This is a genomic window from Methylobacterium sp. GXF4 (genome assembly GCF_000272495.1).
GTDB lineage: Bacteria > Pseudomonadota > Alphaproteobacteria > Rhizobiales > Beijerinckiaceae > Methylobacterium > Methylobacterium brachiatum.
Genome location: NZ_AKFK01000070.1, coordinates 73,333 through 87,011, shown reverse-complemented (window position 1 = coordinate 87,011; position 13,679 = coordinate 73,333). Strand labels below are relative to the sequence as shown.

The window sequence follows — 13,679 nt, the reverse complement described above, 5'->3', positions numbered from 1 at the left end:
TCACGGCTTGGCGGGCGCGGCGTATGTGCGCCGTGCCTCCTCCAGGAAGGTCGGATCGACCAGGCGATTCGCCTTGGCCATCTCCAGCATGGCTCCCGACGCGTGCAGCTCACGCACCGCCGCGTCGAGGGCCGCGCCGGTGTCGCGCTCGCCCTTGCGCAGCCAGATCACCGAATCGGCCGGCTCCAGCTCGGTCGGGATGACGATGGCGTAGTCCTTCCACGCGTCCGGGCGGTCGGCGAGCAGCAGCTTGATCGTCGGGGCGACGTGGACGGCGACGACGCAATTGCCGCCCTGCAGCGCCAACATGGATTCCGGCTGGCTCGGAATGCCCTTCACCTCGGCGCCATAGGTGTCGGCCAGGGGCTGCGCGTAGTTCGAGCCCTGCGAGATGCAGACCGGCTTGCCCTTCAGGTCCGTCCAATCCTTGATCCCGCTGTCCTTGCGGCCGAGCGCGGCCCCGCCGGCCCGGTCGTACGGGGTCTGCACGTGATCCATGATCTTCGCGCGATCCTCGGTGAACTGCATGTTGGCGATCAGGACATCGAAATTGCCCTGCTGCAGGAACTGCACTCGGTTGGGCGGCGTGACGGTGACAAGCTCGACCTTGACGCCGAGCTTCTCGGCCAGCGCCTTGGCCAGATCGATGTTGAAGCCCTTCTCGGCGCGGCTCCGCGGATCGATGTAGCCGAAGGGCGCGCCCGACAGGATGATGCCCACCGTCAGCTTCTGCCGGCCCTTGATCCGGTCGAGGGTCGCATCCGCACGGGCTTCCGAGCCGAACGCGCCGGCCAGCAGCGTGAGCGCCAGGGCACAGAACGAGAGCTTCGTGGATGCGGTGCGCGCCATGACGGTTCTGGTTTCCTGACGTTCTGCCGGCCCATCGGGCCCGGGGCGATCCGATTGCGCGCCGGCCGGCTGCAGCGGTCGCGCGCTCCATACGCGCCGCGTGAGCCGACGGGACAGCGCGGGCTTACAGCACGGCCCGATACCGATGGCGGCGAGCGAAAATGCCTTAAAGCCGTTCTCGCCCGGGTTGCAATCCGACTCGACCCTCAGTCCGCGACGATCCGCGCGCGCTTTCCGTCGATCCGGCAACCGGGCCGGTCATGCGCGCCCTAGCGGCGGCCGGCGGGCGGGGTCCAGGCGACCCGTTCGAGACCGAGATGCTCGCGCAGCGTCGATCCCTCGTAATCCCGCCGGAACAGGCCGCGCCGCTGCAGGATCGGCACGACCGCGTCCACGAAGGTCTCGAGGCCGTCCGGCAGCACGTCCGGCATCAGGTTGAACCCGTCGGCGGCGCCGGCGCGGAACCAGGCCTCGATGTCGTCGGCGACCTGCTCGGGCGTGCCGACGATGATGCGGTGGCCCACGCCGCCGCCCAGCGCGCGCAGGAGCTGACGCACCGTCAGGTTGTCCCGCCGGGCGAGCGCAACGGTGCCCTGGAACATCGTGTGGTTGGCGTCGGGGGGCAGCGGCAGCGGGTCGGGCAGCGGCTTGTCGAGGTCGAGCCAATCAGGATCGATCCGCAGCGTCCCGGCCAGGCGCGCGAGGCTGTACGCGATCGGCACGAGCTCCCAGAGTTCATCCTGGCGGCGGCGCGCCTCGGCCTCCGTGCCGCCGATCACCGTGGCGAGGCCCGGCAGCACGACGATTGCGGCGGGATCCCGGCCGTAGCGCGCGGCCCGGGCGCGCAAATCCGCGGCATAGGCCGCGCCGTCCGGGATGGTCTGGGCCAGGGAGAACACCGCGTCGGCGGTGGCGGCGGCGAGGTCGCGGCCGTCCTCCGAGCCGCCGGCCTGAACCGTCACGGGCCGCCCTTGCGGCGAGCGCGGCACAGTGAGCGGGCCGGCGACGCTGTAATGGGTGCCGCGATGGTCGATGGCGTGAACCTTGGCGCTGTCGGCGAAGCGCCCGCTCACCTTGTCGCCCACGAGCGCGTCGTCCTCCCAGCTGTCCCAGAGGGCGTGGACGACCTGGGTGAATTCCCGGGCCCGGGCGTAGCGCGCCCCGTGCTCGGAGGCACCGGCGAAGCCGAAATTGCGGCCGGCTGCAGCGTCCGCCGTGGTGACCACGTTCCAGCCGACCCGGCCGCGGCTGACGAGGTCGAGCGTCGCGAAGCGCCGGGCGAGGTTGTAGGGCTCGTTGTAGCTGGTCGATGCGGTCGCGATCAGCCCGATATGGGTGGTCGCGGCAGCCACGCTCGCCAGCACGATGGTCGGTTCGAGCGCCATGAACGGCCGGTGATCGATCCGGTCGTTGATCGCCGGCGTGTCGGCCAGGAAGATCGCGTCGAGCTTGCCGCGCTCCGCCACCCGGGCGACGCGCACGTAGTGGTCGATATCGACGAACGCGTCCGGGCGGCTGTCCGGCAGCCGCCAGGCCGAGGGATAGACACCGGCATGCAGCAGATTGACGTTGAGGTGGAGTTCGCGGCGCGCGCTCATCGAAAGCCCTGATTCAGCGCACGCGCGGCAGGATCTGCTCGGCGAACCGGCGCATCTCGGCCTCGAACGGCTGGAATTGCAGCATGAATAGGTCGATACCGGCCGCGTGGAAGGCGCGGATGCGGGCCGCGACCGTCTCGTAGCTGCCGACCAAGCCGGCCGCGGTGCCGCCATTGGTGCCGACATGGCGGCTCGCCGCCGCGTCGGTCTTGGCGAACATGACGCTCGCCGTATCGGTCCGGGCACGGGTGTTGGCGCGCAGAGCCGCGTCGCGCTGCGCCAGGGCGAGGAGGCGGTCGTGCTCGGCCTCCGCCGCCGCATCGGTCTCGCGGGCGATGACGAAGGCCGAGAGGCCGTAGCGCAGGGGCCCGTTGGCCGCGGGACGGCTTGCGACGTCGGCGATCAGGCCGCGGACATCCGCGAGGGGCTGGCCGTTGATGAACCAGATATCGGCGTGATCGGCCGCCAGGGCCCGGGCCGGCTCGGATTCGCCGCCGAGATAGATCCGGGGCCGCGGCCGGTCGGTGCCGGCCGGACGGAGCTGATAATCCTGGACCTGGAAATGCGCGCCCGCGAAGGTCACGCGCTCGCCGCGCATCAGCCGATCCACGAGGGCGATCCACTCGCGCCCATAGGCGTAGCGGTCGTCATGGGCCGGGAACGGCAGGCCGGCCCGCTCGAACTCGGCGCGGTTCCAGGCATTCACGAGGTTCAGCGCGAAGCGGCCGCCGCTGACATGCTCGATCTGGAGCGCCATCTTGGCGAGCACCACCGGGTGGTACAGGCCCGGCTTGATCGCCGCGATGATCTCGATCCGCCGGGTCAGGGCCGCCAGAGCCGCCGCGGCGGTCCAGGCTTCGAGCTGGTCGCGGTTCTCGTCGTAGGGGTTCATCGTGTGCTGGGCGACCAGCACCGAATCGAAACCGAGGGCTTCGGCCTCCAGCACCAGGGCGCGGTTGCGCTCCCAGCTCGCGTCGTCCGGCTCGTCGGGATCGTGATGGGCAGCCCGGGAGCCGTGGACGGCGGCCCAGATGCCGAAACGGGGTGCGTCGGCCATCGGCTCAGCCCTTGACCGCCGGCGGCGTCCAGACCGGGACGTCGGTGGCGTCGATCCGGCGCGGAATCAGCTTAGCTTCGAGGAAGGTGTCGGCGATCGCCTGCTGCTCGCCGAGCTGCCCCCGCTCCACCGGCTCCACCAGGTAAGTGCGCCGGGCATTGGCCGCCGCCACGACGGCGGGGGGCAGGTCGCCCCAGACGGGGGCGAGCAGCGCCACCGCTGCCTCCGGGTTGGCCTTCGCCCACTGCCCCGCCTCGACCAGCGCCCGATACACCGTGGCGACTACCTCCGGATGGGCGGCGACGAAGCTGTCGTTCACGAGGTAGTAGCGGTGGTAGCTGGTCAGGCCGGACCCGTCCGCGATGGTGCGGACCGGCCGCTTGGCCTCGGCGAAGGCCAGGAACGGGTCCCAGATCGACCAGGCATCGAGGCTGCCCTGCTCGAAGGCGGCCGCCCCCTCGGGCGCCTGGAGATAGGCCGGCCGGATGTCGTCGAAGCCGAGGCCGGCCCGTTTCAGGGCTGCGGCCAGGACGTAGTGGCTGCCGGACCCGCGCGAGACGCCCACCGTCCGCCCCTTGAGGTCGGCGACCGTGCGGATCGGCGAATCCGCCGGCACGATGATCGCCTCGGCAGCCGGCGCGCCGCGCTCGCGGGCGTAGAAGGTCAGGGGCGCCCGCGCCGACTGGGTGAAGATCGGCACCGCGTCGGCGACGTCGGCATGGATGTCGACCGCGCCGGCATTCATCGGTTCGAGGACGTTGGTGAACAGGTGCCAGGTCGGCGTGAAGCCGAGCGGCGCCAGGCGCTCGGCCAGGGTGCCCTTCACCTTGAGGATCGTGAACAGCACCGAGGAGCGCTGCATGCTGATCTTCACCTCGCGCGCTGCCGCACGCGCCGGCGGCGACGCGAAGGGCAGCGCCACCGCGCCCAGGCCGGCCAGCAGGAGCGTCCGGCGGGACGGGGACCGTCCTGCGGGCGTATCGTCGGTCATCGTGGACTCCGGTCGGTAAGCGCCCGGCGTCGTGCACGCCGGAACCGGCATTGTCGGTTCGACGGCTGCGGGAGCGCGTGACCATTATTGAAGCCCGCGGGCGTCGGGTGATCAATGAAACAAGGTTTCGAATTCGCGGCGCTTCGAAGAACAGACCTTCTCCGGTGGCCACAGGATGAAGGATGGAGACTTCCGCACGCGGTGAGTCCCTCAGAATTGGGTTTTGCGCACTCGTCCTGGGCCAAGGCCAATCGGCGATCTTGGCCGGAAAAATTATTCTGCCTGAATTGCGAAACACAAAAAAACGTTCTCTGGAGCCGGGAAACTATGTGCCCGCCTTTCCTTGACCGCTCTCGGCGTCGGCCGTCATACAGATCGCTTGCGGATCACCCGATAGCATTGCGGACCCACCGGTCCCGCTCGAGGAGCACCCACAGGCTGTGTCCACCCTGCCGCCGTCCAGCGAACCCGCCAGCACGCCGTTGATCCGGTTCGAGAACGTCTCGAAGACCTATCCGGCGCGGAAGGGCGCGGCGCTCGTCTCGGCGTTGTCGGGGATCGACCTTGCGGTCCCGGCCGGCACGGTCCTCGGGGTGATCGGGCGCTCCGGCGCGGGCAAGTCGACGCTGATCCGGTTGATCAACGGCCTCGAGCGGCCGAGCGCCGGCCGGGTCGTGGTCGGCGATGCCGAGGTGTCGAGCCTGTCCGAGCGGGACCTGCGGCATGTGCGGGCCCGGGTCGGCATGATCTTCCAGCACTTCAACCTGCTGTCCTCGCGGAACGTCGCCGACAACGTCGCCCTGCCGCTGGAGCTTGCGGGCTGGAAACGCGCGGCGATCCGGGCGCGCGTCGCGGAACTGCTCGCCCTCGTCGGGCTTGAGGCGCAGGCCGGCCGCTACCCGGCGGAGCTGTCCGGCGGTCAGAAGCAGCGCGTCGGCATCGCGCGGGCGCTCGCCACCGAGCCGGACGTGCTGCTCTCCGACGAGGCCACCTCCGCCCTCGATCCGGAGACGACGCGCTCGATCCTGGCCCTGCTGAAGCGGATCAATCGCGACCTCGGCCTGACCATCGTGCTCATCACCCACGAGATGTCGGTGATCCGGGCGGTCGCCGACGACGTGGCGGTGATCGACCGCGGCGCGATCGTGGAGCGCGGTACGGTCTACGAGGTGTTCACCCGGCCCCAGGCCGAGGTGACCCGCAGCCTGCTCGCGGGCGAGGTCGGGCTCGACCTGCCGGCCGGCCTCGCCGAGCGGATCTCCGCCGATCCGCGGCCCGGCGGCGCGCCGGTGCTACGCCTGTCGCTGCGGGGGGCGCAGGCCGACACCGCGATCATCGCCCGGCTCGCCCGCGAGACCGGGATCGAGGCCGTGATCCTGGCGGGCGCGGTGGACGAGATCGGCGGCCAGCGCTTCGGCTCCCTGGCCGTCGGCCTGTCGCCGGGACCGGACGTCACCGCCCGGGCCCAGGCCTATCTCGCCGGCCTCGGCATCCCGGCCGACTTCCTCGGTTATCTGCCGCCGGCCCAAGACGCCGCTCAAGACGCCACCCAGGGGGCCGCCCGTGTCGCCTGAGCTGATCAACCTGCTGGTCCAGGCCACCGCCGACACACTGACCATGGTGGCGCTCGCCTCCGTCATCGGCACGCTGCTCGGCCTGCCGCTCGGCGTGTTCCTGGCGACGAGCCAGCGCGGCGAGTTGCTGGCCGCGCCCGCCCTCAACGCCGCCCTCGGCGTGATCGTCAACGCGACGCGCTCGACGCCCTTCATCATCCTGGTGGTGGCGATCATCCCGTTCACCCGGCTCGTGGCCGGCACCTCGATCGGGACCTACGCCGCCAGCGTGCCGCTGACGGTGGCGGCCACGCCCTACATCGCGCGGCTGGTCGAGGCGGCGATCCGCGAGGTCGATCACGGTCTGGTCGAGGCCGCCCGGGCCTTCGGCGCGAGCCCGGCCCAGATCATCCGCAAGGTGCTGATCCCGGAGGCGCTGCCCGGTATCGTCCTGGGGCTCACCCTCGCGGTGGTGTCGCTCGTGGGCTACTCGGCCATGGCCGGCGCGGTCGGCGGCGGCGGTCTCGGCGATCTCGGCATCCGCTACGGCTACCAGCGCTTCCGGCCCGACATGATGCTGGCGGTCGTGGTCGTCCTGATCGTGCTCGTGCAGGTGTTCCAGAGTGCCGGCGAGCGCCTCGCGCGCCGCCTCAACCGGCGCCACCGCCAGAGCTGAGCCGCAGACCCGTTCGACCCTGAAATCGCGAGACCGCCTGCCATGTTGCGTCGCCTGGTGCTTGCCGCCCTCCTTGTGCTGCCCGGTATCGGACACGCGGAGTCTCTGAAGCGCGTCCGCATCGGCGCGACGCCGGGGCCGCACGGGCAGATCCTGGAGGCGGCGAAACCCGTGGCGGCGCGCAACGGGCTCGACCTGCAGATCATCGAGTTCTCGGATTACGTGGTGCCGAACGAGGCGCTGTCGGCCGGGGAGATCGAGGCGAACTCGTTCCAGAACCAGCCCTTCCTCGACAACCAGAAGGCCGATCGCGGCTACAAGATCGTCGGCGTCGCCCCGACGGTGAACTTCCCGCTCGGCATCTACTCGAAGCGGCACAAGAGCTTCGACGCGGTGCCGAATGGCGGCACGATCGCGATCCAGAACGACCCGACCAATGGCGGCCGCTCGCTCCTGCTCCTGCAGGACAAGGGCGTGATCAAGCTGAAGGCCGGCACCGGGTTCAAGCCGACGGTCGCCGACATCGTCGAGAACCCGCGCAAGCTCCGGTTCATCGAGGTCGACGCGGCGCAGACGCCCCGGTCGCTGGACGATGTCGACGCCGCGGCGGTGAACACCAACTTCGCCACGCCCGCCGGCCTGAAACCCTCGGACGCGATCCTCAAGGAGGAGCCGAAGGGCCCCTACGTGAACCTCCTGGCGGTGCGCGAGGCCGACCGCGACCAGCCCTGGGTGAAGGCGCTCGTGGAGAGCTATCGCAGCCCCGAGGTCAAGGCGTTCATCGAGAAGACGTTCGGCAGCACCGTGCTGCCGAGCTGGTAGCGGGCGCAATCACAGCGGTCGGCACATCGCCGACCGCGTATCGCGAGACGATTCGTCCGGCGGTCCCGCCGGGCCGCTTCGGGAGCGCGTCTCACTCGAAGATGCCGTTCTGCGCCGACCGCGTCGCTTTTCGACGAGAATGATGTTTCTCGAAAGAGCAGACGTTGAGAAACACCTTTTTGCACAGTAGCGCGCGAAGAGATCGCGGTTCCAAATCGATCGACACCGGTCGTTTTCCTCGCATTGCCGCTTGAGATCACAGCTCGACTTGGCGAATCCATAGGTCTCGCGCCGAACGCCTTCCGGCATCGGCCGCGACGATCAGGATGGGAAGCTTCGGGCGATGACGCAGCGGGATGCGGGTTGGGGCGCTGGCCCGAGTGAGCGTTACGAGGAACTGGCCGCGCGCTTCCGGCCCACCTTCGCCGAGATCCGGGCCACGGCGGTCGAGCGCGACCGCACGCACCGCCTGCCGCATGCGGAGATCGGCTGGCTGAAGGAGGCCGGCTTCACCACGTTGCGCCTGCCGGTGGAGGCGGGCGGCCACGAGGCCAGCCTGCCCGAGCTGTTCAACCTGCTGATCGAGCTGTCGCAGGCCGATTCCAACGTCACCAACGCGCTGCGGGCCCATTTCGGCTTCACCGAGGACGTGCTCGGCTCGACCGACCCGGACTGGCGCGCCCGCTGGATCGCCAGGATCGCCGCCGGCGCGACGGTGGGCAGCGGCGTCTCGGAGACCGGCCCCGCCAAGGTCGGCCAGTTCGACACAGTGGTGCGCCGCCGCGGCGCCGAGCGGGTCGTGTCGGGCAAGAAGTTCTACACCACCGGCTCGCTGTTTGCGGATTACATCCACCTCTCGGCCGATGACGAGGACGGCAACGCCCTGACGGCGGCGGTCCCGACCCGGGCGCCGGGCGTCGAGATCGTGGACGATTGGGACGGGTTCGGCCAGGCGCTCACCGCGAGCGGCACGATCCGGTTCGAGGACGTCGTCCTGTCGCCCGACCTGATCAAGCCCGATCCGGCACGCTTCCCCTACGCGATGGCGTTCTTCCAGCTGGTCCATCTCGCGACGCTCGCCGGGATCGGGCGCGCCGCGGCCGAGGATGTCGGGCGCCTGGTCGCCGAGCGGAACCGCGTCTACAGCCACGGCAATGCCGGACGCACCGCCGAGGATCCGCAGATCCTGGCCGTGGTCGGCCGGGTGCGCGGCAACGCCTACGCGGCCGGCGCCCTGGCGCTCAAGGCGGCGGAATCCCTGCAGCGGGCCTTCGAGCTGCACCGCGACGCGCTGGGTCCCGAGGCGGAGCGCGCCACGGCCTTGGCGGATGTCGAGGTCAACCAGGCGGTCACCGTCGTCACGAATCTCGTGCTCGAAGCGACCACCATCCTGTTCGATGCGCTGGGTGCCTCGGCGGTCAAGCAGGGGCTCGGCCTCGACCGCTACTGGCGCAACGCCCGCACCATCGCGTCGCACAATCCCCGGATCTACCGGGACCGGATCGTCGGCGCCTTCGCGGTGAACGGCACCGAGCCGCCGCGCCAGTACCGCGTCGGCTCGGCCTGATTGCGGAACGCAGATCGTCCCGGGCGACGAGCCAAGCAAGCGAAGAACTTTTCCGAGTCCCCGAAAAGATCAGAAAACGCTTTCGTTGACTCTGCGTCGGTGCGACCGAATACTCGTTCTGTTGATCCCTCGACGGATCATTCACCGAATATGAGGATGCATGATGGGCTCGGCCACATGGCCGGGCCACGTCCTGCGTCGGACCACAACGCCGCGCGGTCGCGCGGCCCGGAGACGTGCGATGATTGACGACCCGTCACATCCGGGACAGCAAGATTCGGCCCGGATGCCCTCGCGCCGCCTGCTGCTGCGCGCCGGCACCGCCGCGATGGCCGCGCCCTTCGGCCTGGGCATCGGTGCGAGCCAGGCCTGGGCGCCCGGGCCCGGCGCCCCGTTCGATCCCGGCCCGCTCTGCCGGCCCGTGGCGGCCGAGGCTCCTGCGGCCCCGCTGCGGCCGGTGAAGCTCGCCTGGAACGCCACCGCGATCTGCACCGCCGCGGCCCCGGTCGCCAAGGAGCAGGGCATCTTCGCCCGGCACGGGCTCGACGTGGAGTTCGTCAATTTCGGCGGCTCCACGGAGGCGCTGCTAGAGGCCATCGCCACCGGCAAGGCCGATGCGGGAATCGGCATGGCCCTGCGCTGGCTCAAGCCCCTGGAGCAGGGCTTCGACGTGAAGATCACCGCGGGCGTGCATGGCGGCTGCCTGCGCCTCCTCGCCGACAAGGCCAGCGGCATCACCGACATCGCGTCCCTGAAGGGCAAGACCGTCGCGATCAGCGATCAGGCGAGCCCGGCCAAGAACTTCTTCAGCCTGCTGCTCGCCAAGGCCGGGATCGACCCGGACAATGGCGTGGAATGGCGCCAATACCCGGCCGAGCTCCTGAACCTCGCCGTTGAGAAGGGCGAGGCCCAGGCCCTGGCCGATGGCGACCCGCGCACCTGGATCTGGCTGAAGGATCCCCGCTTCACCGAGATCTCGACCAACCTGTCCGGGGAATACGCCGACCGAACCTGTTGCGTCGTGGCGGTCCGCGGCACCCTGCTGCGGAACGATCGGGCGGTCGCCACCGCGCTGACCCGGGCGATCCTGGAGGGCGGGCACGCCGTCCACGAGAACCCCGAGGCGGCCGCGAAGGCGTTCGCCGGATATGGCGGCAAGGGTTCGATCGGCGATCTCGCCGCGATGCTGCGCAACCAGCAGCACGGCGACAGCCCGGTCGGCGGCCGGCTCAAGCAGCAGCTCGCCCTTTACGGGGACGAGCTGAAGCTCGTGAACGTTCTCAAGCGCTCGACCGACACGGCCAAGTTCGCCGAGCGGATCTACGCCGACGTGCTGAGCTGAGGCGCCTCATGTCCGGAAGCATCACCGCCGGCACGGCCCCGCGCAGCAGCGCCGGCGTCACGCGCCTGCCTATCCCGTCCTGGGGTATCCTCACGGCCGGCTTCGCCTGGCTGGTCCTGGCCGGCGCGACCCTCGAACTGCCGGAGGCGGGCGACTTCCCGCGGACGGGTTTCTTCGCGCAGGGCGCCGGACTTGTCGGCCTGGTGCTGCTGCCGCTGGGGCTGGCCGCCGGGCGGCTCGGGACCGCCGGTTCGCGACTCCGGCATTGGAGCCCGTGGCTGGTGGCTCTGGCCGTCGCCCTGCTGGCCTGGGAGCTGGTCACGGCGAAGTTCGATCTCTTGCCGATGCCGTTCTTCCCGCCGCCCCAGGCGATCCTCGAAGTATTCCTCGACGATTGGCCGAAGCTCGGCGGCAGCACGCTGAACTCGCTGATCCTGCTGGCCGGCGGCTACGCCTTCGGGGCGGGGCTGGGTTTCGTGCTCGGGGTCGCGATCGGGACCTTCAGAGCGGTCGGCTACTGGGCCCATCCGGTGCTGCGCTTCGTCGGGCCGCTTCCGGCGACCGCGTGGCTCCCGCTGGCCTTCTTCGTCTTCCCGTCCTCGTGGTCGGCGAGCACTTTCCTGGTCGCCCTGGCCACCGGCTTTCCCGTGACGGTGCTGACCTGGTCCGGGGTGGCGGGCGTCAACAATGCCTATTTCGACGTGGCGCGCACGCTCGGTGCCTCGCGCAGCTTCCTGATCCTGCGGGTGGCGATCCCGGCGGCGCTGCCGCACGTCTTCGTCGGGCTCTTCATGGGGCTCGGCGGCTCCTTCGCGGTGCTGGTGGTGGCCGAGATGCTCGGCGTGAAGTCGGGGCTGGGCTGGTACCTGCAATGGGCCCAGGGCTGGGCGGCCTACGCCAACATGTACGCGGCGCTGATCGTGATGGCCCTGATGTGCTCGTCGCTGATCACCCTGCTGTTCCGCCTGCGAGACCGGCTCCTCGCCTGGCAGAAAGGGCTGGTGCAATGGTAGCCGCGACGCAGGAACAAGCGATCGACCAGGCCCTCGGAGCCAGCCTGCAGGTGGAGGCGGTCAGCCACGCCTTCGACATCCGCGGTGCGCCCCTGCCGGTGCTCGACCGGGTCAGCCTCACCGTCGCGCCGGGCGGGTTCGTGGCGCTCCTCGGACCCTCGGGTTGCGGCAAGTCCACCCTGCTGCGGCTTGTGGCCGGCCTGGAGCCGCCGGATCAGGGGGCGATCACGGTCGATGGGCAGCTGGTCGAGGGGCCGGACCCGTCCCGGCTCCTCGTGTTCCAGGACCGACCCTGTACCCGTGGCGGACTGTGCGCGGGAACGTCGCCCTCGGGCTCGAGGCCCAGGGCGTCGGCCGCGCCGCCCGCGCGGCGCGCATCGACAGGGCGCTGGGGCTCGTCGGGTTGTCCGGCTTCGCGGACGCCTATCCGCACCAGCTCTCCGGCGGCATGGCGCAGCGGGCGGCCCTGGCCCGGGCGCTGGTCAACGAGCCGCGCCTGCTGCTCCTCGACGAGCCCCTGGGCAAGCTCGACGCCCTGACCCGGCTGGCGATGCAGGCCGAGATCTTGCGGCTCTGGCAGGAGAAGCGCTTCACGGCGGTGCTGGTCACCCACGATGTCGAGGAGGCGCTGATCCTGGCCGAGCGCGTGATCGTGCTGGGCGACCGCCCGGCCGCGATCCGGGCCGAGCTGCCGGTCGAGGCGCCCTACCCGCGCCACCGGGACGATCCCGACCTCGTCCGGCTGCGCCGGACGATCCTGGCGATCCTCGGCCAGGCGACCTGATCGGAATCGGCCGGCTGCGTCACACCGGCCGCTTGCCCCGGAGGCGCGCACCGGGTGGTAGGGTGCAGCAAGCGCCCTCGCCCCGGATGATACGATGCCCGAAACCCGCCGAAGCCTGCTCGCCGGCCTTGCCGCCGCCGCCCTCGTCACGCCCCTGCGCGCCGCCCGGGCGGCTACGACGCTGCGCATCGGCTACCAGCGGTCCTCGACGCTGATCGCGCTGCTGCGCCAGAACGGCAACCTGGAGAAGGCTTTGGCGCCGCTCGGGACCGGGCTGTCCTGGCATGAATTCACCAGCGGGCTTCCGATCATGGAGGCCCTCAATGCCGGGCAGATCGACGTCTCGGCCGACGTGGCCGACACCGTCCCGATCTTTGCGCAGGCGGCGGGCGCCCGGATCACCTACATCGCCCAGGAGGCGCCCTCCCCGGATGCGCAGGCGATCCTGGTGCCCGAAGCCTCGCCTGCCAAGGCGGTCGCGGACCTGCGCGGGAAGCGGGTCGCCGTCACCAAGGGGGCCGGCAGCCATTACCTGCTGCTCGCCGCCCTTGCCGAGGCCGGCATGACCTTCAAGGACATCACCCCGGCCTACCTGACGCCCGCCGACGGCCGGGCCGCGCTCACCAGCGGCGGCGTCGAGGCCTGGGTCGCCTGGGATCCGTTCCTCTCCGCGGCCCGGCAGCAATCCGGCGCGCGGGTCCTGCGCGACGGCGCCGGGCTGTCGCTGTACAAGCGCTACTATCTCGCGGCCGATCCCTACGTGGCCGCCAACGGCCCCGTGCTCGCCGCCCTGTTCGGTCAGCTGGCCGAGACCGGCGCCTGGGTGAAGGCCCAGCCGGACGAGGCGGCGGCGCGCCTGGCGCCCCTCTGGAAGATCGAGCCCGAGGTGATCCTGCGGGCGAACGCGCGCCGCAGCTACCGGGTGGAGCCGGTCACCCGCGCCGGGTTGTCCGAGCAGCAGACGATCGCCGACACCTTCCGGGCCGAAGGCCTCCTGCCCCGCCCCGTGGACGCCTCCGCCCTTGCGATCTGGGAGCCGCCGGCGCGGTGAACCCTCAGGCGCGCGGCACGCCGAGAACCTTCCGGCTCTCCTCCGCCAGCACGGCGTGGCGCACCGCCTCCGGCCCGACGGTGGGCGTCTCCCGGGCGGCAAAGCGTTTGAACAAGAGCCGGGCCAAGCGAGTGCTCGCCTATTCAAGCGAATGTACCCCCCGGGGAACCGCGTGCGCAAATGGGTTTTTCGCTGTAGCTTTCTTAAGGCACTAACAAAATAAGCCGACAGCCCCCGCTCTGGCCGCCGCTTACGGCGGGGTGCGCCATCACGCCTTCATCGGGGTGGTATTCCGCCGCTAAGCGCAAGCATGGGGCCAGGCCGGCGCGATGGATCCAAGGTCGTGCCTTGCTCAAACACTGCCGGCGTCTCGTCT

At 70.6% G+C, this 13,679-nt stretch carries 12 protein-coding genes and 1 pseudogene; 8 read left to right on the top strand and 5 right to left on the bottom strand.

Translation table 11 applies throughout. The features are described from left to right. The 4 genes from WYO_RS19495 to WYO_RS19480 form a co-directional block, all read right to left on the bottom strand. Entirely contained in the window at window positions 1–849 is an 849-nt protein-coding gene (locus WYO_RS19495) for a transporter substrate-binding domain-containing protein (RefSeq protein WP_007565660.1), read from the bottom strand. Window positions 850–1,118: 269 nt separating this feature from the next. Then, entirely contained in the window at window positions 1,119–2,447 is a 1,329-nt protein-coding gene (locus WYO_RS19490; RefSeq protein WP_007565659.1) for an LLM class flavin-dependent oxidoreductase, read from the bottom strand. A gap of 13 nt (window positions 2,448–2,460) precedes the next feature. Then, a complete protein-coding gene (locus WYO_RS19485; protein WP_007565658.1) occupies window positions 2,461–3,504 on the bottom strand; it encodes an LLM class flavin-dependent oxidoreductase in 1,044 nt (347 codons plus the stop codon). 4 nt (window positions 3,505–3,508) lie between these two features. Next, a complete protein-coding gene (locus tag WYO_RS19480) occupies window positions 3,509–4,495 on the bottom strand; it encodes an aliphatic sulfonate ABC transporter substrate-binding protein (protein WP_007565657.1) in 987 nt (328 codons plus the stop codon). Between the two features lie 440 nt (window positions 4,496–4,935). Here WYO_RS19480 and WYO_RS19475 point away from each other — a divergent pair, with 440 nt between their 5' ends. The 8 genes and pseudogenes from WYO_RS19475 to WYO_RS19440 all read left to right on the top strand — a co-directional run bounded on the left by WYO_RS19475 (window position 4,936) and on the right by WYO_RS19440 (window position 13,303). After that, window positions 4,936–6,069 carry a methionine ABC transporter ATP-binding protein gene (locus WYO_RS19475; protein WP_007565656.1) on the top strand — a complete coding sequence of 378 codons (1,134 nt, stop codon included), beginning with the start codon at window positions 4,936–4,938 and terminating at the stop codon, window positions 6,067–6,069. Then, window positions 6,059–6,724: a methionine ABC transporter permease gene (locus WYO_RS19470; RefSeq protein WP_007565655.1), complete on the top strand. Its 666-nt coding sequence runs from the start codon at window positions 6,059–6,061 to the stop codon at window positions 6,722–6,724. The genes WYO_RS19475 and WYO_RS19470 overlap by 11 nt, the downstream gene beginning before the upstream one ends. Before the next feature lie 42 nt (window positions 6,725–6,766). Continuing rightward, a complete protein-coding gene (locus WYO_RS19465; protein ID WP_007565654.1) occupies window positions 6,767–7,546 on the top strand; it encodes a MetQ/NlpA family ABC transporter substrate-binding protein in 780 nt (259 codons plus the stop codon). A gap of 343 nt (window positions 7,547–7,889) precedes the next feature. Further along, complete coding sequence (locus tag WYO_RS19460) at window positions 7,890–9,113, top strand: acyl-CoA dehydrogenase family protein (protein ID WP_007565653.1); 1,224 nt, start codon at window positions 7,890–7,892, stop codon at window positions 9,111–9,113. 241 nt (window positions 9,114–9,354) lie between these two features. Next, complete coding sequence (locus WYO_RS19455; protein WP_007565652.1) at window positions 9,355–10,455, top strand: ABC transporter substrate-binding protein; 1,101 nt, start codon at window positions 9,355–9,357, stop codon at window positions 10,453–10,455. A gap of 8 nt (window positions 10,456–10,463) precedes the next feature. Then, the gene (locus WYO_RS19450) at window positions 10,464–11,468 is read left to right on the top strand and encodes an ABC transporter permease subunit (protein WP_007565650.1); all 1,005 of its coding nucleotides are present in this window, start codon (window positions 10,464–10,466) and stop codon (window positions 11,466–11,468) included. Further along, window positions 11,462–12,252 (top strand): annotated as a pseudogene (locus WYO_RS29085) (ABC transporter ATP-binding protein). Before WYO_RS19450 ends, WYO_RS29085 begins: the two are co-directional and overlap by 7 nt. Before the next feature lie 94 nt (window positions 12,253–12,346). After that, window positions 12,347–13,303 carry an aliphatic sulfonate ABC transporter substrate-binding protein gene (locus WYO_RS19440; protein WP_007565646.1) on the top strand — a complete coding sequence of 319 codons (957 nt, stop codon included), beginning with the start codon at window positions 12,347–12,349 and terminating at the stop codon, window positions 13,301–13,303. 4 nt (window positions 13,304–13,307) lie between these two features. On the opposite strand, the gene WYO_RS32420 is transcribed toward WYO_RS19440, so the two are convergent. Then, window positions 13,308–13,430 carry a hypothetical protein gene (locus tag WYO_RS32420; RefSeq protein ID WP_280109749.1) on the bottom strand — a complete coding sequence of 41 codons (123 nt, stop codon included), beginning with the start codon at window positions 13,428–13,430 and terminating at the stop codon, window positions 13,308–13,310. Window positions 13,431–13,679 lie beyond the last annotated feature (249 nt).

Bases quoted from the DNA above. Each gene is read 5' to 3' on its own strand.
- WYO_RS19450 (WP_007565650.1), top strand. From the start codon at position 10,464: ATGTCCGGAAGCATCACCGCCGGCACGGCCCCGCGCAGCAGCGCCGGC.
- WYO_RS19440 (WP_007565646.1), top strand. From the start codon at position 12,347: ATGCCCGAAACCCGCCGAAGCCTGCTCGCCGGCCTTGCCGCCGCCGCC.
- WYO_RS19465 (WP_007565654.1), top strand. From the start codon at position 6,767: ATGTTGCGTCGCCTGGTGCTTGCCGCCCTCCTTGTGCTGCCCGGTATC.
- WYO_RS19485 (WP_007565658.1), bottom strand. From the start codon at position 3,504: ATGGCCGACGCACCCCGTTTCGGCATCTGGGCCGCCGTCCACGGCTCC.
- WYO_RS19460 (WP_007565653.1), top strand. From the start codon at position 7,890: ATGACGCAGCGGGATGCGGGTTGGGGCGCTGGCCCGAGTGAGCGTTAC.
- WYO_RS19490 (WP_007565659.1), bottom strand. From the start codon at position 2,447: ATGAGCGCGCGCCGCGAACTCCACCTCAACGTCAATCTGCTGCATGCC.
- WYO_RS19495 (WP_007565660.1), bottom strand. From the start codon at position 849: ATGGCGCGCACCGCATCCACGAAGCTCTCGTTCTGTGCCCTGGCGCTC.
- WYO_RS19480 (WP_007565657.1), bottom strand. From the start codon at position 4,495: ATGACCGACGATACGCCCGCAGGACGGTCCCCGTCCCGCCGGACGCTC.
- WYO_RS19455 (WP_007565652.1), top strand. From the start codon at position 9,355: ATGATTGACGACCCGTCACATCCGGGACAGCAAGATTCGGCCCGGATG.